Here is an 18,086-nt window from a genome sequence, read left to right as displayed (position 1 = left end):
CCGGGCGGGGCGGCCGGAAGCGGCCGGGGGCGGCCTGCCCCCGGCCGACTGCTGACTGCTGACTGCTGACTGCGGGCTAGTCCTCCTGTTCCCCGCTCGCGAACCGGGAGATGATCAGGGCGACGATGATGATCGCACCGTAGAGGAACTGGTTCCACAGCGGCGGCACCCCGCCGAGCGTCATCACGTTCACCACGAGTTGGAGGGCGACCACTCCGGTGAGGGCGCCGAAGAGGGTGCCGCGACCGCCGTTGAGGCTGATCCCGCCGATCACGGTGGCCGCGAAGACCTGGAAGATCCAGTTCTGGCCCTGGGTGGAGGAGATCGCGCCGTAGTGGCCGACGTAGAGGATGCCGGCGAAGGCGGCGAGCAGCGAGGCGATGGCCAGCACCGACCAGGTGATCAGGTCGACCCGGATGCCGGCCGCGCGGGCGGCCTCCTTGTTGCCGCCGATGGCGTACAGCGCGCGGCCGTGCCGCAGGTAGCCGAGGGCGAGCCCGCCGGCCACGAACAGCACCAGGCAGATCCAGATCGCCGCGGGGGCGCCGAGCCAGGACGCGCCGCCCAGGTACGAGAAGGACTTGGGCACCTCGACGATGGACTTGCCCTGGGAGATGCCGACTTGCAGCCCGCGCAGCATGGTGAGCATGCCGAGGGTGGCGATGAAGCCGTTGACTCTCAGTTTGAGGATCATGAAGCCGTTGAACCCGCCGACCACGACGCCGACCAGCAGGCAGATCGGGATCGAGGTCCAACCGGGCAGCAACCCGATGCCGTGGTAGGTCGCCGAGCCGGTCCTGGGCATCACCAGCCACATGGCGATCACCGGGGCCACCCCGATGGTGGACTCCAGCGACAGGTCCATCCGGCCGAGGATCAGGATCATCGCCTCGCCGAGCACCAGCAGGCTCAGCTCGCTGCACTGCTGGAGGACGCCGATCAGGTTGTCGGAGGTCAGGAAGGTGGGCGAGACGATGAATCCGACCACGCCCACGATGAAGATCACCGGGATCAGGGACAGGTCGCGGTAGTTGGCGACCCTGAGCCGCGCCACGGCCCGCTTCGGCTGGTCCGGGGCGGCCGCTTCCGCGGTCAACTGGCTCACGTCACTCATTCCTCGGTCTCCTCGTGGCTGCCCGCGGGCAGCCCTTCCATCGCCGAGACCAGGTCCCGGTCGCTCCATCCGCTGCCGAACTCGGCGATCACCCGCCCGTGGAAGAGCGCGATCACCCGGTCGCAGACCCGCAGGTCGTCCAGTTCGTCGGAGACGATGACGGCCGCGTCGCCGCGGTCGGCGACCCCCCGCACCACGCCGAGCAGCGCGTCCTTGGACTTCACGTCGACGCCGGCGGTGGGCCGGATCGCCACCAGCACCCGCGGCTCGCGGGCCATCGCGCGGGCGATGACGACCTTCTGCTGGTTGCCGCCGGACAGGTCGGAGACCGGCTGGGCCGGCCCCGAGGTCTTGATGTCCAGCGAGTTGATCATGCGCTGGGCGAAGGCCCTGGTCCGGCCGGGCAACACCGTTCCGTACGGACCGAGTTGGTCGGTCACCGACAGCGTGGCGTTCTCCGCGACGCTGCGGTTCAGGACCAGGCCCTGGCGGTGCCGGTCCTCCGGTACGTAGCCGATGCCGGCGCCCAGCGCGTGCGGGACGCTGCCGGGCTTGACCGGCTTGCCGCCGACCAGGGTGCGGCCCGTGGTGGCCTTGCGCAGCCCGACCAGGGTCTCGCCGAGCGCGGTGTTGCCGCTCGCGGTGGCCCCGGCCAGGCCCAGCACCTCGCCCGGGCGGACCGCGAAGTCGACCGGCTCGAAGGCGTCCGCCAGGGACAGCCCGTCGGCCCGCAGCACGGCGCCGTCACCGTCACCGCCACCTTCGCCGCCGCGGCCGTCCCTGCCGGAGACGGCCCCGGACGGTGCCGACTTCGCGTGCCAGGACGCCGCGTTGCCGCCGGGCGCCTCCCCGGTCATCGCCTCCACCAGCGCGTCCTTGCCGAGCTCCGCGACCGGCGCGGTCAGCACGTGCCGCGCGTCGCGGTAGACGGTGACCGTGGTGCACAGGTCGTAGACCTCTTGCAGGTGGTGCGAGATGAAGAGGAACGCCACGCCCTGCCGCTGGAGTTCGCGCAGCTTGGTGAAGAGCCGGTCGATGCCGGCCGCGTCGAGCTGCGCGGTGGGCTCGTCGAGGATGATGAAGCGGGCGCCGAAGGACAGCGCCCGGGCGATCTCCACGAACTGGCCCTGCTCCACGGTGAGATCGCCGGCCCGCGCGTTGGGATCGACGTCGACGCCGTACTCGCCCAGCAGGTCGCGGGCCCGGGTGCGCAGCGCCGACCACCTGATCCGCCCGCCGCCGAAGCGGTTGAGGAACAGGTTCTCCGCGACGGTCAGGTCCGGGACCACCATGGACTTCTGGTAGACGCACGCCACCTTCGCCTGCCAGCCGGCGGTGTCGCCGGCCGCGGGTGCCGGCTCGCCCTGGAACCGGACCTGGCCGGCGTCCGGGTGCTGAAGCCCGGTCAGCACGGACACGAGGGTGGACTTCCCGGCGCCGTTGCGGCCGACGAGCGCGTGCGAGTCGCCGGCCGCGACGGTGATGCCCACCTGGTCGAGGGCCACGGTGGCCCCGAACCGTTTGACGATGCCCTCCGCGTGGACCGCGGCGGGCGGTACGGCCTCGGCCATGGGTCAGCTCTTCCCGAGCTGGTTGGCCCACAGGCTGGGGTCGTCCACGTTGGCCTTGGTCACCAGCGGCGCCGGCAGCTGGTCCTCCAGGCCGTTCGGGATCTTGATGATGTTCGAGCCGTGGTCGGTCGGGCCGGGCTTGAAGGTCTTGCCCGCCATGGCCGCCTTCGCGTAGTACAGCGCGTACTTGGCGTAGGTGTCGGCGGGCTGGGAGATCGTCGCGTCGATCTGGCCGGCCTTGATCGCCTTGAACTCCTCCGGGATGCCGTCGTTGGAGATGATGGTGATGTGGCCCGCGGTACCGGCCGGCTTGAGCAGGCCCTTCTGCTTCAGCAGCGCGAGGGTGGGCTGCAGGAAGACGCCGCCGGCCTGCATGTAGAGGCCGTTGAGGTCCGGGTTGGAGGCCAGCGTGGTCTGCAGCTTGGCCGACGCGGTCGCGCCGTCCCAGTTGGTGACGAGCGGGATCACCTTGATGCCGGGGAAGTTGGTCTTCATGCAGGAGGCGAACGCCTCCGAGCGGTCCCGGCCGTTGATGGAGGACAGGTCGCCCTCGAACTCGGCCACCTTGCCCTTGCCCTTGAGCTGCGCGCCCAGGTACTTGCAGGCGTTCGTGCCGTACGCCTTGTTGTCGGCGCGCACCACCATGTACACCTGCCCCTTGTCCGGGCGGGTGTCGACGCTGATCACCGGTATCTTCTTCTTCGCCATCTGGTCGAGGGTGGAGGCGATCGCACCGGTGTCCTGCGGGGCCATCACGATCGCCTTGGCGCCCTCGTTGGCGAAGCTCTGCACGTTGGCGACGAGCTTGCCGATGTCGTTCTGCGAGTTGGTACGCGGCAGCGCGGAGACCGCGCCGGCCTTGATGTCCTTCTCGATGTAGCCGTTGTACGAGTTCCAGAAGTCGCTGTCCGAGCGCGGCAGGTCGATACCCACCTTGCCCGAACTTCCTCCTGCCTTGCTTTCGCTGCCTCTGTTGCAGCCCGCGAGCGCGGTGACCGCGAGCAGCGCGGCACAGGCGGCCACGGTCGTCGTGCGCAGTCTCATCGTCGAGTCCTGCCCTTCCGGGTGTGGGTGATGTCGGCTCTGCGAAGGGTGGAGCGGGCGGAGCTGGTGGAGCGGGTGGAGCGGATCGTGCGGGTCATGCGGATCGTGCGGGGTCGAGCGGGTCGTGCGAGTGGTGCTGGTGGCGCTAGTCGGCCGCCGGGCGCAGCCGCAGCCCCTGCATGCCGCCGTCCACGGCGAGGGAGGCTCCGGTGACGCTCGCCGCCGCCGGGCTCGCCAGGTAGACGATCGCGGCGGCGACCTCGTCGGCGCTGACCAGCCGGCCCATCGGCTGCCGGGCGTTGAGAGCGGCCCGCTCGGCGCCCGGGTCGTCGGCCTGGTCGAGCAGCCGGCCGACCCACGGGGTGTCCGCGGTGCCGGGGTTGACGCAGTTGACCCGTACGCCCTCGCGCACGTGGTCGGCGGCCATCGCCAGGGTCAGCGAGAGCACGGCGCCCTTGCTGGCGCTGTACAGGGCCCGTTGGGGCAGGCCCGCGGTGGCCGCGATGGAGCAGGTGTGGGTGATCGAGGCGCTGCCGGGCCGCGCCACGGCGGCCTTGCGCAGGTGCGGCAGCGCGGCGCGCGCGGCCCGCACCAGGCCGAGGACGTTGATGTCCATGACCCGCTGCCACTCGTCGTCGGCGTTGTCCTCGACGGTGCCGACGGCGCCGATCCCGGCGTTGCCGACGAGGATGTGCAGGCTGCCCAGCTCCCCCACCGCCTCGGCCACCGCCGCCTGGACCGCCTGGTCGGAGCTGACGTCGGCACGGACCGGGACGGTGCCCTCGGGCGCGCCGGAGGGGTCGCGGTCCAGGACGGCGACCCGCGCGCCGCGGGCGGTCAGCAGCCGGGCGGTGGCGGCCCCGATGCCGGAGGCACCGCCGGTGACCAGGGCGGTCAGCCCGGCCAGGTCCTGCGGGTGGAGGGCGGTCGCGGTCTCGTGGGAGGGGGTGTCGGTCATCGGGCGAGCTCCTGTCGGGCCACCCAGACCGGGCCGTCCGGGTAGCGGTAGTCGGTGAGGGTCTCGGGGACCATGCGGGCGGAGAAGCCGGGGGCGGTGGGCGCCTGGTACCGGCCGTTCTCCATCACCACCGGGTCGGTGAAGTGCTCGTGCAGGTGGGGAACGTACTCGATGATGCGGTCGTCCCAACTGCCGGAGACGGCGACGTAGTCGAACATCGAGAGGTGCTGGACGAGTTCGCACAGGCCGACCCCGCCGGCGTGCGGGCAGACCGGCACGCCGAACTTGGCGGCGAGCAGCAGGATCGCCACGTTCTCGTTGACGCCGGCCACCCGGGCCGCGTCGATCTGCACGAAGTCCACGGCGCCGGCCTGGAGCAGCTGCTTGAACACCACCCGGTTGGCGACGTGTTCGCCGGTGGCGACCCGGATCGGCTGGCCGGCCCGCACGGCGGCGTGCGCGAGCACGTCGTCGGGGCTGGTCGGCTCCTCGATCCAGTACGGCTCGAACGGCGCGAGCGCCCGCATCCAGTCGACGGCCTCGGCCACGTCCCAGCGCTGGTTGGCGTCGACCGCGATCCGGATGCCGGGGCCGACCGCCTCCCGGGCCAGCCGCATCCGCCGCAGGTCGTCGTCGAGGTCGGCGCCGACCTTCAGCTTGATCTGGGTGAAGCCGGCCGCCACCGCCTCCTTCGCCAGCCGGGTCAGCTTCTCGTCGGAGTAGCCGAGCCAACCGGGCTCCGTGGTGTAGGCGGGGTAGCCGCGGCGGCGCAGCTCCTCGGCCCGCGCGGCGCGGCCGGGTTCGGCGCGGCGGAGGATCTCCAGCGCCTCGTCCCTGGTCAGCGCGTCGCTCAGATACCGGAAGTCGACCAGGTCGACGATCTCCTCCGGGGTCATCCCGGCCAGCAACTCCCAGACCGGGCGGCCGGCCTGGCGGGCGGCCAGGTCCCAGGCGGCGTTGACGACCGCGCCGGCCGCCATGTGCATCACGCCCTTCTCCGGGCCGAGCCAGCGCAGTTGCGAGTCGTGGGTGAGCAGCCGGTAGAAGGCGCCGAGATCGCCGGTGACACTGTCCACCGTGCGCCCGACCACATAGGGTCGGAGCGTCGCGATCGCCGCGGCGACGACGTCGTTGCCGCGCCCGATCGTGAAGCACAGGCCGTATCCCGCCAGGCCCCCGGGCGCGTCGGTACGGAGTACCACGTAAGCGGCGGAGTAGTCGGGGTCGGGGTTCATGGCGTCCGAGCCGTCGAGCTGCTCCGAGGTCGGAAAGCGGATGTCGTACACGTCGACCTCGGTGATGGTCGGACTCATGCACACTCCCGTCGCGAGACATCGGATCTTTTTTCGATGATCCGATGTATAGCCGTGCGCGGTGGGGTTCGTCCAGGGGGGAGCGCGAATTTTGTCGATTACAGATCGGATGTCTCAACGCGCGCGGCCGCTGGCGTCGTGGCTGGTGAGACGCATGCCGACCCGGCGTACGGCGCTGCGGTGGCTCCGACGTGCGGTGATCGGCGGCACCGCGCTGGCCGTACTGGCGATGCTCGGCGCGGGCGGCGCGCTGCGGGCGCAGTACGCCGGCGACCCGTCCGCCGCCGGCCGCACCCGCGGCAACGACGCGGTCTGGCTCGGCCACGCCTGGGTGGACGGCACCCGCACACCGGCCGAACTCGCCCTGCTGCGCGACCGGGTGCGCGGCAGCGGCATCCACGACCTGTACGTCCACACCGGTCCGCTCTCGGCCGACGGGAGCCTCGACCCGGCCCTGTACCCCACCGCGGCCGCGTTCCTCGCCGACGTGCGCCGCGAACTGCCCGGCGTACGCGTCCAGGCGTGGCTCGGCGACACCGTCGCCCACGGCGGCACGCCCGGGCTGCGTCTGGACGACAGCGCGGTCCGCGCCCGTATCCGCGACTCGGCGCGGCAGGTGCTCGACGCCGGCTTCGCGGGCGTCCACCTCGACCTGGAGCCGGTGCCGTCCGGCGACGGCGGCTTTCTGCGCACCCTCGACACGGTGCGCGCGCTCACCGTCGCCCGCGGCGTGCCGCTGTCCGCCGCGGTGCCCCAGATCGACCCGCTGCCCGGCCTGCACACCGTCTCCCACCTGCCGTTCAGCCACCCGAAGTGGTGGTCCCAGCGGTACTTCGGGCAGGTCGCCGGGCGGGTCGACCAGATCGCGGTGATGGCCTACGACACCGCGCTGCCCGCCTCGTCCCTGTTCGGCGGCTACATCGCGCAGCAGACCTCCCTCGCGTTGCAGGTCACCCCGAAGGCCACCAACCTCCTGATCGGGCTGCCCGGTTACCACACCGAGGCCATCGGCCACCACGGCTACGCCGAGACCGTCCCGGCCGCGGTGCGCGGCGCCCGGGTGGCGCTCGCCCGCACCGACCGCGACCGCGCCGCCTTCGGCCTCGCGCTGTACGTCGACTTCGCCGCCGACCCCGCCGACTGGGCGGCGTACCGGGCCGGCTGGGGCACGCCGTGACGAGCAGCGGTCACGGCGCGGGCTGCGGCGCACCGTCCGTTACGCCGTAGGCTGGTTCCCGCACGCAGGAGTACGCCGGAAGGAGAAGCTGGGTGATCGAGCTGGAGGGTGTTCCCGAGCTGATCGATCCGGTCATGGTGGCCGCGTTCGAGGGCTGGAACGACGCCGGGGACGCGGCCTCCACCGCGGTCGACCACCTCGACCGGGAGTTCAAGGGCGAGGTCTTCGCCGCGCTCGACGCCGAGGACTACTACGACTTCCAGGTCAACCGGCCCACGGTCTGGATGGACGGCGGCACCCGCAAGATCACCTGGCCGACCACCCGGCTGTCGGTGGTCCGCATCCAGTCGCCCAAGCCGCGCGACCTGGTGCTGGTGCGCGGGATCGAGCCCAGCATGCGGTGGCGCTCGTTCTGCAACGAGATCCTGGGCTTCGCGCACGAACTCGGCGTCGAGATGGTCGTCATCCTCGGCGCGCTGCTCGGCGACACCCCGCACACCCGTCCGGTCCCGGTCTCCGGCGTCACCTCCGACGCCGAACTGGCCACCACCATGAACCTGGAGGAGTCCCGGTACGAAGGCCCCACCGGCATCGTCGGCATCCTCCAGGAGGCGTGCACGCACGCCGGCATCCCCGCGGTGAGCCTGTGGGCCGCGGTGCCGCACTACGTCTCCCAGCCGCCCAACCCCAAGGCCACGCTGGCGCTGCTCAACCGCCTGGAGGACCTGCTCGACCTGCGCATCCCGCAGGGCGAGCTCCCCGAGGACGCCCGCGCCTGGCAGGTCGGCGTCGACCAGCTGGCCTCGGAGGACAGCGAGGTCGCGGAGTACGTCCAGACGCTGGAGGAGGCGCGGGACACCGCGGAGCTGCCGGAGGCGTCCGGCGAGGCCATCGCGAAGGAGTTCGAGCGGTATCTGAGGCGGCGGGACCCCGGGGACTACGCGTCCAGCGAGGGCACGGACGGCGTCCCCCACTTCCGCGGCAAACCCGCGCCCCGGGAGGACCCGAACCCCTCGTCCTCCCCCTCGGACGAGGTCGAGGACGACGGCGACGGCGAGGACGACAGCGAGTAAGGGGCAGACGCCGGGCAAGAGGGGCCGCGCCCCCTGGGGGTGACCGCCTTCCCCGAAGGCGGTCACCCCCGCGCACGCGGTCCTAGAGGGCCACGCCCAGCAGCGCGTCCACCGTACGGGAGACGAGCCCGGGTGCGCCCGGGTCCGTGCCGCCCTCCGATGCCTGGGTGACCGCCCAGGCGTCGACGGCGGCGAGCGCGCGCGGCGCGTCGAGGTCGTCCGCGAGAGCGGCTCGCACCTCGTCGAGCAGCGCGTCGGCGGACGGCCCGTCGGGGCGGGAGACGGCCTCGCGCCAGCGGCCGAGGCGGGCCACGGCGTCGGCGAGGACGTCGTCGGTCCACTCCCAGTCCGCCCGGTAGTGGTGCGCGAGGAGCGCCAGCCGGATCGCGGCGGGGTCGACGCCGGCCCGGCGCAGCGCGGAGACGAAGACGAGGTTGCCCTTGGACTTGGACATCTTCTCGCCGTCCAGGGCGACCATCCCGGCGTGCACGTACGCCTTGGCGTACGGGTACTCCCCGGTGAGCACCTGGGCGTGCGACGCGCCCATCTCGTGGTGCGGGAAGGCGAGATCGGAGCCGCCGCCCTGGACGTCGAAGCCCATCCCGAGGTGGTCCAGCGCGATCGCGACGCACTCGATGTGCCAGCCGGGGCGCCCGCGCCCGAGGGACGCGCCGTCCCAGCTCGGCTCGCCGTCCCGCTCGGCACGCCACAGCATCGGGTCGAGCGGGTTCTTCTTGCCCGGCCGCTCCGGGTCGCCGCCGCGCTCGGCGGCGAGCAGCCGCATCGCGGCGGCGTCGAGCCCGGACACCGCGCCGAAGTGCGGGTCGCACTCGACCGAGAAGTACACGTCGCCGTCCACGTCGTACGCGGCGCCGGTCTCCCGCAGCCGCTCGATCAGCGGCACGATGCCGGGTATGGCCTCGACGGCTCCGATGTAGTGGGCCGGGGGCAGCAGCCGCAGCGCGGTCATGTCCTCGCGGAACAGCGCGGTCTCGCGCTCGGCGAGCGCGGTCCAGTCGTCACCGGTGTCCGCCGCGCGCTCCAGCAGCGGGTCGTCCACGTCCGTGACGTTCTGCACGTACTCGACCTGGCGCTTCGTGTCGAGCCACACCCGCTGCACGAGGTCGAACGCGTTGTAGGTCGCCGCGTGCCCCATGTGGGTGGCGTCGTACGGGGTGATCCCGCAGACATAGAGGCGGGCGACCGGACCGGGCTCGATGGGGACGAGTCCACCGGTCGACGTGTCGTGCAGACGAAGAGGGCGTCCGGTGCCCGGAAGGGCGGGGACGTCGGAAGCTGGCCAGGCATGCATGAGACGAGGGTAACCGGGCCGGTGGTCGACCACTTCCGCTGGGATGGGTGCCTTTCCGCACGGCCGTACCGGGCGGGACCGCGCACCCCCGGGTGGGGAGTCGTCAGACCGGCGGCCAGGGGATCGAGGGCCAGTCGCCGGACGGGGCCGGGTGGACGCCGGTTTCCAGCAGCCGGTCGACCCGGGAGCGCAGCGCGGCCGTCTCCGCGGGGGTGATCAGGGTGCCCAGCCGCTCGCCGAGGGCGCCGGAGAGGTCCGCGGCGAGCCGGGTGAGGACCGCGACCGCCTCGGCCGGCAGGGGCTCGCCCGCCCATCCCCACAGCAGCGTCCGCAACTTGTCGTCGGTGTGGAAGGTCACGCCGTGGTCGATGCCGTAGAGCCGCCCGTCGGCGGCGGGCAGGAGGTGGCCGCCCTTGCGGTCGGCGTTGTTCACCACCGCGTCGAGGACGGCCAGCCGGCGCAGGCGTATGTCGTCGGCGTGCACGAGCAGCGCGGTGCCGCCGCCTTCGAGTCGGGCCTCGACGACGGCCTTCCAGCCCGGCGCCGGCTCGGTGTCCTCGGTCAGCGCGAGCAGCGCGCCCGGCCCGTCCTGGCCGTCGTCGTCATCGCCGTCGGCCCCGTCCTCGCCGTCGCCGTCCTCGCCGCTGCCGTCCTCGTTCCCGCCGTCGGCCGCGGACTCGATCCACAGCTGCACCATGCCCTCGCCGTACGGCCCGTCGCGCAGCACCGTGGGCGGGACCAGGCCCCAGCCGGTGGCCTCGGAGACGAGGTAGGTGGCGACCTCGCGCTGGGCGAGGGTGCCGTCGGGGAAGTCCCACAGCGGCCGCTCACCGCGGACCGGCTTGTAGACGCAGGCGACGGTGCGGCCCTGGTGCGTGCTCTCGCAGAGCAGCACGGCGTTGGAGGCGTCACGGATCTGGCCGCGTACGGCCAGTTCGCCGTGGCGCAGCGCCTCGATGTCGCGTGGATCGACCCCGGTGCCGGTGTCCGTACCCGGGGCGGCGGTCGCGTCCGCGCCCACGGCGGCCCGCGGGTCCGTGCCGGTGCTCAGGCCGACCTCCGGTACCCGTTCTGGCGCGGGCATACGTGTCCTTCCGGGTCCAGGGGGAGGCTGCACAGCGGGCAGGGCGGGCGGCCGGCGGAGACCACGTCGAGCGCGCGCTTGGCGAAGGAACGGGCCTGGGCGCCGGTCAGCAGCACCCGCAGCAGCGGCGGGCCGTTCTCGTCGTCCTGGAGCAGTTCCTCCTCGGCGGCCTCCAGGTCCTCCTCGTCCTCGCCGGCCAGTTCGACCAGGGCCTGCGCCTCGATGACCATCCGCTCGTGGGCGCCGTCCCATGCCAGCGCCATGGTGCCGACCCGGAACTCCTCGTCCACCGGCACCTCCAGCGGAGCGGCGTCCAGCATCTCGGTCGGCGCGACGGCGGGGACCGAGGCGTTTCCACCGGTCCTGCGCACCACCTCGTCGAGGAGTTCGTCGATCCGCTCGGCGAGCGCGGCCACCTGCGTCTTCTCCAGGGCCACGCTCGTGGTCCGGCCCAACGCGGTGGCCTGGAGGAAGAACGTCCGCTGTCCGGGCTGACCGACGGTCCCGGCGACGAAGCGTTCCGGGTGTTCGTAGAAGAAGACCTGGCGGGGCACGTCCTGCTCCGTTTGCTCGGCTTGATCGACTGTGCTGGTGCTTGACTGCTGCTCGGCTGCTGTGACGGCTGTGCCGCGCCGCGCGTGCGGCGTGTCAGGGCACGGGCCACCGGGCATCCACCCTACTGCGGAAGCCGATCACGAGGTGCCGGTCGAACCGCCGACCACGGCGTCCCCCGGGTCCAGCCGGCCCTTGGAGCGGGCGGCGTCGGCCGAGCCTGCGCCGGGCGCGCTGTCCGCGGCGCCCTCGGCCGGCGGCGGGGGGATCAGCGCGGTGAGGTCGCCGGTGTCGCCGAGCCGCAGCAGGAACGGGCGGTGCGGGGTGTAGCGGACGACGGTGACCGAGCAGGGATCGGCGTTGATCCGCTGGAAGAGGTCGAGGTGCGTGCCGAGGGCGTCGGCGACCAGCGCCTTGATGACGTCGCCGTGCGAGCAGACCAGGTACAGCGCGTCCGCGCCGTGCTCGGCCTCGATCCGCGCGTTCCAGTCGCGTACGGCGTCGACCGCGCGGGCCTGCATCGCGCGCAGCGACTCGCCCTCGGCGCCGGGGAAGACGGCGGCGGAGGGGTGCCGCTGGACGGTGGCCCACAGCGGCTCCTCCGCCAACTCGCGGATCTTCCGCCCGGTCCAGTCGCCGTAGTGGCACTCGCCGACCCGGTCGTCGGTGTGCAGGGGCAGTTCGGGCCGGGTGGCGAGCAGCGGTCCGACCGTCTCCTGGCAGCGCTGCAGCGGGCTGCTCACCACGGCGGCCAGCGGGAGGGCGGCGAGCCGGGCGGCGAGCGCGGTGGCCTGGGCACGGCCGGTGTCGTCGAGGGCGACGCCGGGGCTCCAGCCGGCCAGCACTCCGTCGGTGTTGGCGGTCGAACGGCCATGCCGGACGAGGATCACGGTGGGCATGTCCGCCACCGTAACCCCTTCCGGGGACGCGCGTTGTGCTGGGTGACGGCCGTGGCGGGGAAGATCCCCCCGAGCCCCCACCACGGCCGCGAACGTCACCGGCCGGTCCACGTGCCGGGCCGGAGGCCGCGCGGCGAGCGGGCGAGCGGGCGGCCGGGCCGCGGAAGGGCGGGAAGGCCCCGGGAGGCGGCCGCACCTGCCGGGTCCCGCTTTCCGAGCGCGTTTGCTCACCGCTTCCGGCGTTTTGCTCGTACCTGACGGCCCGTTGTCTCCGCTTTACATGCAGGGCGAGAGCCGTGCGTCCGGCGGCCGCTTACGGTTTGCTTGTCCTTGCGGTCAGGTCCCGGCCTGTCACTCCCCGTGGGTAGGGTGCAGCAGGGGTCGAGTCGAGACGGCCCGACGTGTCGGGACCGCGAAGCAGGTGGAGATGTTCAGCAAGGCGACGAGGAGCCGCCCGATGACCGAGCCGGGCGTGGGTACCGCGGGAGCGGACTGGTCTCCTTACGCCCGGCTGCAGGACGCGGCGGGGGCGTACTTCCTGCACCCGGACATCGCGATGGACGCGATCACGGGGGTGCTCGGCCGGCGCCGGGTGCGGGGTTTCACGCTGGAGCGCGTGGTGGACCTCACCGAGGCCGGCGCGTCGGTGTGGCAGGAGGCGGCGGTCTGCGACGGGCGGCGGCTGATCCTGTGGCACAGCGAGGAGTTGGCCGACGCGAACGCGCCCGGCGGGACCGTGCTGGACTCCTCCGTGCAAGTGCTCCCGCTGGACGCGATCGGCCACGTCGGCATGCGCACGCTCGTCGGGCGCGACGAGCGCGGGCGCCGCATCGACCGCGGGGTCTACCTGGTCCTCGCCACCGTGATGCCCCACGAACTCACCGCGGCCCAGGCCGATCCGGACTCTCCGCTGCCGGTGGCCTCCGCGAAGATCCGGCCCGAGTCCTTCCGCTTCAGCAAGTCCCTCGACGACGGCGGCCCCGGCCAGATAGCCCGCCTCATCGACTTCGGCCGCCTCCTGGGCCGCCTCGTCCCGGCGGGGTGACGGCAACGGAGAGCGGCAACCGGCAAGGGGCGCGTGGGGGCACCTCCCAGGCGAAGCTCCGGGGGGACGACCGCGCGACCAGCCCACCACCGACAGGTGGTCCGGGCACTTCCGCAACCATGCCCCCCGGGCGGTCCGTTACCCCAGCCCCGCCAGCGAAAGAGCCTCGATCCCCGCCCGCAACCCCGCGACCCGCTCGTCGAGGCTGAACCCGGAAGGCGCCAGCGAGAGCGTGGTCACGCCCGCGGCGGCGTACTCCTTCATGCGGTCCGCGATCCGCTCCACCGGCCCCAACAGGCAAGTGGAGTCGATGAGTTCCTGCGGCACCGCCGCCGCGGCGGCGTCCTTCTCCCCGGCCAGGTACTTGTCCTGGATGTCCGCGGCCTGCCGCTCGTACCCCATGCGCTGAGCCAGCTGGTTGTAGAAGTTCTGCTTGCGGCTCCCCATCCCGCCGACGTACAGCGCGGTGTACGGCCGGAAGGTGTCCGCGAGCTTCGGCAGATCCGCCACGGAGCCGAGCGCCAGCGGCAGCGTCGGGCACACGTCGAAGCCGTCCATCGTCAGCCCGGCCTTCTCCCGGCCGGCCCGCAGCGGGCGGATCGCGGTGTCCTCCAGGTGCGCGGCGGACGGGAAGATCAGCAGCGCGCCGTCGGCGATCTCGCCGGTCTGCTCCAGGTTCTTCGGGCCGATCGCCGCGATGTACAGCGGGATGTGCTCGCGCTGCGGGTGCACGGTCAGCCGCAGCGCCTTCCCGGGGCCGCCGGGCAGCGGCAGCGTCCAGTGCTCGCCCTCGTACGACAGCCGCTCGCGGGACATCGCCTTGCGGACGATCTCGACGTACTCGCGGGTGCGGGCCAGCGGCTTGTCGAACTTGACGCCGTACCAGCCCTCGGAGACCTGCGGCCCGGAGACGCCGAGGCCCAGCCGGAACCGGCCGCCGGTCAGGGAGTCCAGGGTGGCGGCGGTCATCGCGGTCATCGCCGGGGTGCGGGCCGGGATCTGGAGGATCGCCGAGCCCACGTCGATCCGCTCGGTCTGCGCGGCCACCCACGACAGCACGCTCGGCGCGTCGGAGCCGTACGCCTCGGCGGCCCAGCAGACGGAGTAGCCGAGGCGGTCGGCCTCCTGGGCGACGGCGAGGTTGTCCGCGTCCATGCCGGCGCCCCAGTAGCCGAGGTTGATCCCGAGCCGCATACCGCTCCCCTTAGTACGTACTGGCCAGTAACGTCGTTGTCCCCCCGGACTTTAGCGCCTTGTCCGGCCGAACGCGCCTGTCGGGTACGTCACTGCTCCCCATTTGGAGGGCCGGGCGCTAGCCTCAGCGGTCATGGAGCACAGGCATCTCGGCCGCACCGGCCTGCGCGTGTCCCGGCTCGGACTCGGCACGCTCACCTGGGGGCGCGACACGGGCGAGCGGGACGCCGCCGACCAGCTCAAGTCCTTCTGGGAGGCGGGCGGCTCGCTGGTCGACACCGCGGACGTGTACGCGGACGGAGGCGCGGAGTACCTGCTCGGGCGGCTGATCGAGGACCTGGTGCCGCGCTCCGACCTGGTGATCGCCACGAAGGCGGGCAGCGTGCCCGACCCCGACCGGCGCTTCGACACCTCCCGCGGGCACCTGCTCGCCGCCCTCGACGCCTCGCTCCAGCGGCTCGGCACGGACCACGTCGACCTGTGGCAGGTGCACGCGTACGACCCGGGCACGCCGATGGAGGAGACGCTCCAGGCCCTGGACATCGCGGTCAGCAGCGGCCGGGCCCGCTATGTCGGGGTCTCCAACTTCTGCGGCTGGCAGCTCGCCAAGGCCGCGTCCTGGCAGCTCGCCACGCCCGGCCGCACCCCGCTGGCCAGCACGCAGATGGAGTACTCGCTGCTCCAGCGCGGCGTCGAACGCGAGGTGCTGCCCGCGGCGGTCGACCTCGGCGTGGGCCTGCTTCCGTCGTCGCCGCTCGGGCGCGGGGTGCTCACCGGGAAGTACCGGCACGGCGTCCCCGCGGACTCGCGCGGCGGCTCCTCCGGCATGGCCGCCTTCGTCGCGCCGTACCTCGACGACACCGCCCGCCTGATCGTGGACGCGCTGGCCATAGCGGCCGACGGCCTGGCCGTGTCGCCGCTGCAGGTCGCGCTCGCCTGGGTGCGGGACCGGCCGGGCGTCACCGCGCCCATCCTCGGCGCGCGCAACGCCGCGCAGCTCGGCGCCGCTCTGTCGGTGGAGGGCCTTACGCTGCCGGAAGAGATCTGCTCGGCCCTTGACGACGTCTCGGCGCCGTTGCACCGCTACCCGGACCACGACTGGACCACTCTCTGAGTCCTGCGAGTCGCGGCCGTTCCGCTCCACGGAGGCTTCCAGCGTGACCACCCCCACCCCGCCCGACGACTCCACCGCTCCCGCCGCGCAGGCCGCCGCTCCGACGGCCGCCGGGACTCCCGCGGCCCTCGCGGACGGCGGCGCCGTGCCCGCCGCGCGCCCCGGCCCGGCCGGGAAGCCGGATCTGGCGAGCCTGGCGGCGGCGATGCGGTCCATCGAGCGCGGCGACAACCCGGCGGCGCCCGCCCCGCGCGGCGACGCGGCCGAGGCCCGCCGCAAGCGCCGCGAGGCGATGGCGGAGGAGGCGGCCCGGCTCCAGGCCCTGGAAGCGGCCGAGATGGTGGGCGGGACCACGCCGGGCGCGACCGCGGAGCAGGGCGAGGCGGCGTCCGAGGGCGGGTCCGGCGACGGGCCGGCCGAGCCGGCGGACGCGGGGGGCGAGGGCGAGGCGGGAGACGCGCCGGAGCCGACCGACGGGCCGGAGCCCGGCGACGCGCCCGAGCCCGGCGACGCCGATCTGCCCTCCACCGCGGCGGGTACGACCGGCGAGACGGGCGCCGAACCCGGCAACGGCCCGGCCGGGCAGGTGACTTCGGCGCAAGGCGGGCCCGCCGGAGTGCGTCCGGCCCGCGCGGAACGCCCGGCCGCGGCGCCCGCGAGCGCCGCCCGGGCACCGCTCGACGCCGCCGCCGTGGACGCGGCCCGGCAGGTGCTCGCGGGCGGCGGGGCGCCCGGGGAACTGGCCGAGCCGGTCGTACGGGCGCTGGGCGAGGGCGCGGCCGCACTGGTGCGGGAGGACCCGTGGGGGGTGCTCGGTCTGCCGGGGGTGCGGGTCGGGGTGGAGCAGGTGGACGCGTTCGCCCGGGCGGTGCTGGGCGGGGCGGTCGGCCCGGGCGACGAGCGGCGGGTGCGGGCGCTGGTGGGCCACGTACTGGACCGGGCCGCCGAGCAGGGCCACACCGCTCTCGACGGGGACGCGCTGCGGACCGCCCTGGCGCGCTACTCCGTACCCGACCCGGACACCGCGATCGCCGCCGCCGTCGAGGAGGGCCGGGTGCTGGTCTTCCGCGCGGAACCCGAAGGCGCGGCCGGGGCCCCGGAGGACGACGAGGACGCCGAACCGGCGCCCGTACCCCTGCTGTTCGGCCTGGACCGGTACGCCCTGGCCGAGGAGAGCCTCGCGGACGGCTGTGTGCGGCTGCTGCGCTCCTTCGAGGGCGCCCCGGGCGGCGCGGGTGCCGCGGCCGGCGCCGAAGGCGCAGAGGACGGCTCAGGGGACGCCGCGGGGGGTTCGGCGGGCGGGTCGGCGCGGAGTTCGGCGCCCGACTGGGAGGCCGCCGCGGCTGCCGCCCCTTCCCCCTCCGCCGCCGAGCTGATCCGCGCGGCCGCCGGCAGCGGGCTGGTGCTGCACACCGGCGGCGAGGCGGCCCGGGCCGAACCCGCCGCGCTGGTCGCGGCCGCCCGTGCGGCGGGCCTGCGGGCGTACGCCGCCGCCTACACCGACAGCGGCAGGCGGCGGCTGGCCGCCGTCCCCGGGATCGGCGAGGACGGCGCGCTGACCGTCGCGGGCCTGCTGGCGGGCGGCCGGGCCGCCGACGGCAGCCTCCCGCTCGACCTGCTCGCGGTGCTGGACGCGCCCCAACTGTCCGTCGAGGAGGCCGCCACGCTGGTCGAGGCGGTCCCGGACGGCGCGCGGCTGGTGCTCAGCGGCGACCCGCACGCGCTGTGGTCGGCCGGGCCCGGCCGCGCGTTCGCCGACCTGCTGGCCGCGAAGGCGTGCCCCCGGGTCACCTCGCGCACCCCCGACCCGGGGCCGATCGGCGAGCTGACCTCCTGCGTGGCCATCGGCGAGCTCACCCCGGTCGACGCGCCGGACAAGGAGGTCGTGGTGGTCCCGGTGCGCGCGCCGGGCGAGGCGGTGCACCGCGCGGTGCAGCTGGTCGCGGACTCGGTGCCGCGGGCGTTCGGGGTGCCGCCGGAGCAGACCCAGGTGATCACGCTCGCGCACGGCGGCCCGGTCGGCACCCGCGCGCTCAACGCGGCCCTCAAGGAGCGGCTGAACCCCGGCCCCGGCCGGTTCGGCGGCTTCGACCCGGGCGACCGGGTGGTGCACGTGCCGGCCCCCGGCCGTACGCACCCGGCCACGGTGGTCGGCGCCGAGCCGGACGGGCTGCGGCTCGCGGGCGAGGACGGCCCGGTGCTGGTGCCGCGCGCGGAGGTCGCCGCGACCGTACGGCACGGGTGGGCGGTCACCGGCCACCAGGCGGCCGGCATCCGCTGGCCCGCGGCGGTGGTGGTGGTGCCCGGCGACGCCGGCCCGCTGCTCACCCGCGGCTGGGTCTACACCGCCTTCGGCCGCGGTGAGCGGCACCTGTCGGTCGTGCAGGGCGCGGACCAGGCGCTGGCCGCCGCCGTGGCCGGGCCGGTGGCGAAGGAGCGTACGACCCGGCTGGCGGCGGTGCTGCGGGAGCTGGCGGCGGAGTAGGCGGGGCGGCGGTACGGCTGCGCGAGCCGCGGGGGGGGGCGGGGGGGGGGCCCCCCCCCCCCCCGCCCCCCGGGGGGGGGGGGCCGCCCCCCGCGGCCTCCGAGACCCCGGGGATGTTGTAGCCGGACCCCGCGAGGGGGGGGGGGGGCGG

The 18,086-nt window shown here is 74.1% G+C and carries 15 protein-coding genes; 5 read left to right on the top strand and 10 right to left on the bottom strand.

What is annotated here, in order from left to right; genetic code table 11:
* Positions 1 to 76: 76 nt before the first annotated feature.
* The 5 genes from ACIPAE_RS15690 to ACIPAE_RS15670 form a co-directional block, all read right to left on the bottom strand.
* Entirely contained in the window at positions 77 to 1,114 is a 1,038-nt protein-coding gene (locus tag ACIPAE_RS15690; protein ID WP_328461978.1) for an ABC transporter permease, read from the bottom strand.
* Entirely contained in the window at positions 1,111 to 2,685 is a 1,575-nt protein-coding gene (locus ACIPAE_RS15685) for a sugar ABC transporter ATP-binding protein (RefSeq protein ID WP_402445525.1), read from the bottom strand. Before ACIPAE_RS15685 ends, ACIPAE_RS15690 begins: the two co-directional genes overlap by 4 nt.
* Positions 2,686 to 2,688: 3 nt before the next feature.
* On the bottom strand, positions 2,689 to 3,729 hold the full coding sequence (locus tag ACIPAE_RS15680; protein ID WP_328461980.1) for a sugar ABC transporter substrate-binding protein: 1,041 nt from the start codon (positions 3,727 to 3,729) through the stop codon (positions 2,689 to 2,691).
* A gap of 145 nt (positions 3,730 to 3,874) precedes the next feature.
* Positions 3,875 to 4,687: an SDR family oxidoreductase gene (locus ACIPAE_RS15675; RefSeq protein ID WP_329371235.1), complete on the bottom strand. Its 813-nt coding sequence runs from the start codon at positions 4,685 to 4,687 to the stop codon at positions 3,875 to 3,877.
* Positions 4,684 to 6,000: an L-fuconate dehydratase gene (locus ACIPAE_RS15670; protein ID WP_329371233.1), complete on the bottom strand. Its 1,317-nt coding sequence runs from the start codon at positions 5,998 to 6,000 to the stop codon at positions 4,684 to 4,686. The genes ACIPAE_RS15675 and ACIPAE_RS15670 overlap by 4 nt, the downstream gene beginning before the upstream one ends.
* 154 nt (positions 6,001 to 6,154) lie before the next feature.
* On the opposite strand from ACIPAE_RS15670, the gene ACIPAE_RS15665 reads away from it, so the two are divergent.
* A complete protein-coding gene (locus ACIPAE_RS15665) occupies positions 6,155 to 7,177 on the top strand; it encodes a hypothetical protein (RefSeq protein WP_329371231.1) in 1,023 nt (340 codons plus the stop codon).
* Between the two features lie 92 nt (positions 7,178 to 7,269).
* Positions 7,270 to 8,250 carry a PAC2 family protein gene (locus tag ACIPAE_RS15660; RefSeq protein ID WP_402445521.1) on the top strand — a complete coding sequence of 327 codons (981 nt, stop codon included), beginning with the start codon at positions 7,270 to 7,272 and terminating at the stop codon, positions 8,248 to 8,250.
* A gap of 82 nt (positions 8,251 to 8,332) precedes the next feature.
* Here the strand turns inward: ACIPAE_RS15660 and mshC are convergent, their stop codons facing one another.
* The 4 genes from mshC to ACIPAE_RS15640 all read right to left on the bottom strand — a co-directional run bounded on the left by mshC (position 8,333) and on the right by ACIPAE_RS15640 (position 12,097).
* On the bottom strand, positions 8,333 to 9,562 hold the full coding sequence (gene mshC / locus ACIPAE_RS15655; RefSeq protein WP_402445519.1) for a cysteine--1-D-myo-inosityl 2-amino-2-deoxy-alpha-D-glucopyranoside ligase: 1,230 nt from the start codon (positions 9,560 to 9,562) through the stop codon (positions 8,333 to 8,335).
* Positions 9,563 to 9,665: 103 nt separating this feature from the next.
* Positions 9,666 to 10,646 (bottom strand): SCO1664 family protein, encoded by a 981-nt coding sequence (locus tag ACIPAE_RS15650; RefSeq protein WP_402445516.1) that lies wholly within the window; start codon positions 10,644 to 10,646, stop codon positions 9,666 to 9,668.
* On the bottom strand, positions 10,610 to 11,200 hold the full coding sequence (locus ACIPAE_RS15645; RefSeq protein WP_329371223.1) for a DUF3090 domain-containing protein: 591 nt from the start codon (positions 11,198 to 11,200) through the stop codon (positions 10,610 to 10,612). Before ACIPAE_RS15645 ends, ACIPAE_RS15650 begins: the two co-directional genes overlap by 37 nt.
* Positions 11,201 to 11,338: 138 nt before the next feature.
* Positions 11,339 to 12,097, bottom strand: a complete 759-nt coding sequence (locus ACIPAE_RS15640) for a histidine phosphatase family protein (protein WP_402445514.1) — start codon at positions 12,095 to 12,097, stop codon at positions 11,339 to 11,341.
* A 457-nt stretch (positions 12,098 to 12,554) separates the two neighbouring features.
* Here ACIPAE_RS15640 and ACIPAE_RS15635 point away from each other — a divergent pair, with 457 nt between their 5' ends.
* Positions 12,555 to 13,142 (top strand): hypothetical protein, encoded by a 588-nt coding sequence (locus tag ACIPAE_RS15635; protein WP_329371219.1) that lies wholly within the window; start codon positions 12,555 to 12,557, stop codon positions 13,140 to 13,142.
* Between the two features lie 138 nt (positions 13,143 to 13,280).
* On the opposite strand, the gene ACIPAE_RS15630 is transcribed toward ACIPAE_RS15635, so the two are convergent.
* A complete protein-coding gene (locus tag ACIPAE_RS15630; protein WP_329371217.1) occupies positions 13,281 to 14,336 on the bottom strand; it encodes an LLM class F420-dependent oxidoreductase in 1,056 nt (351 codons plus the stop codon).
* A gap of 133 nt (positions 14,337 to 14,469) precedes the next feature.
* On the opposite strand from ACIPAE_RS15630, the gene ACIPAE_RS15625 reads away from it, so the two are divergent.
* The gene (locus ACIPAE_RS15625; RefSeq protein WP_329371215.1) at positions 14,470 to 15,450 is read left to right on the top strand and encodes an aldo/keto reductase; all 981 of its coding nucleotides are present in this window, start codon (positions 14,470 to 14,472) and stop codon (positions 15,448 to 15,450) included.
* A 337-nt stretch (positions 15,451 to 15,787) separates the two neighbouring features.
* Entirely contained in the window at positions 15,788 to 17,935 is a 2,148-nt protein-coding gene (locus ACIPAE_RS15620) for a helix-hairpin-helix domain-containing protein (protein ID WP_402445908.1), read from the top strand.
* Positions 17,936 to 18,086 lie beyond the last annotated feature (151 nt).

This window comes from Streptomyces sp. NPDC087270 (genome assembly GCF_044744625.1).
GTDB lineage: Bacteria > Actinomycetota > Actinomycetes > Streptomycetales > Streptomycetaceae > Actinacidiphila.
Note: the sequence above shows the minus strand (reverse complement) of the source record. Positions and strands in the feature narration are given on the sequence as shown.

What these genes read in the sequence shown, in the direction of transcription:
- ACIPAE_RS15690 (WP_328461978.1), bottom strand. Translation starts at nt 1,114, where the DNA reads ATGAGTGACGTGAGCCAGTTGACCGCGGAAGCGGCCGCCCCGGACCAG.
- ACIPAE_RS15685 (WP_402445525.1), bottom strand. Translation starts at nt 2,685, where the DNA reads ATGGCCGAGGCCGTACCGCCCGCCGCGGTCCACGCGGAGGGCATCGTC.
- ACIPAE_RS15680 (WP_328461980.1), bottom strand. Translation starts at nt 3,729, where the DNA reads ATGAGACTGCGCACGACGACCGTGGCCGCCTGTGCCGCGCTGCTCGCG.
- ACIPAE_RS15675 (WP_329371235.1), bottom strand. Translation starts at nt 4,687, where the DNA reads ATGACCGACACCCCCTCCCACGAGACCGCGACCGCCCTCCACCCGCAG.
- ACIPAE_RS15670 (WP_329371233.1), bottom strand. Translation starts at nt 6,000, where the DNA reads ATGAGTCCGACCATCACCGAGGTCGACGTGTACGACATCCGCTTTCCG.
- ACIPAE_RS15665 (WP_329371231.1), top strand. Translation starts at nt 6,155, where the DNA reads ATGCCGACCCGGCGTACGGCGCTGCGGTGGCTCCGACGTGCGGTGATC.
- mshC (WP_402445519.1), bottom strand. Translation starts at nt 9,562, where the DNA reads ATGCATGCCTGGCCAGCTTCCGACGTCCCCGCCCTTCCGGGCACCGGA.
- ACIPAE_RS15650 (WP_402445516.1), bottom strand. Translation starts at nt 10,646, where the DNA reads ATGCCCGCGCCAGAACGGGTACCGGAGGTCGGCCTGAGCACCGGCACG.
- ACIPAE_RS15640 (WP_402445514.1), bottom strand. Translation starts at nt 12,097, where the DNA reads ATGCCCACCGTGATCCTCGTCCGGCATGGCCGTTCGACCGCCAACACC.
- ACIPAE_RS15635 (WP_329371219.1), top strand. Translation starts at nt 12,555, where the DNA reads ATGACCGAGCCGGGCGTGGGTACCGCGGGAGCGGACTGGTCTCCTTAC.
- ACIPAE_RS15630 (WP_329371217.1), bottom strand. Translation starts at nt 14,336, where the DNA reads ATGCGGCTCGGGATCAACCTCGGCTACTGGGGCGCCGGCATGGACGCG.
- ACIPAE_RS15625 (WP_329371215.1), top strand. Translation starts at nt 14,470, where the DNA reads ATGGAGCACAGGCATCTCGGCCGCACCGGCCTGCGCGTGTCCCGGCTC.
- ACIPAE_RS15620 (WP_402445908.1), top strand. Translation starts at nt 15,788, where the DNA reads ATGGTGGGCGGGACCACGCCGGGCGCGACCGCGGAGCAGGGCGAGGCG.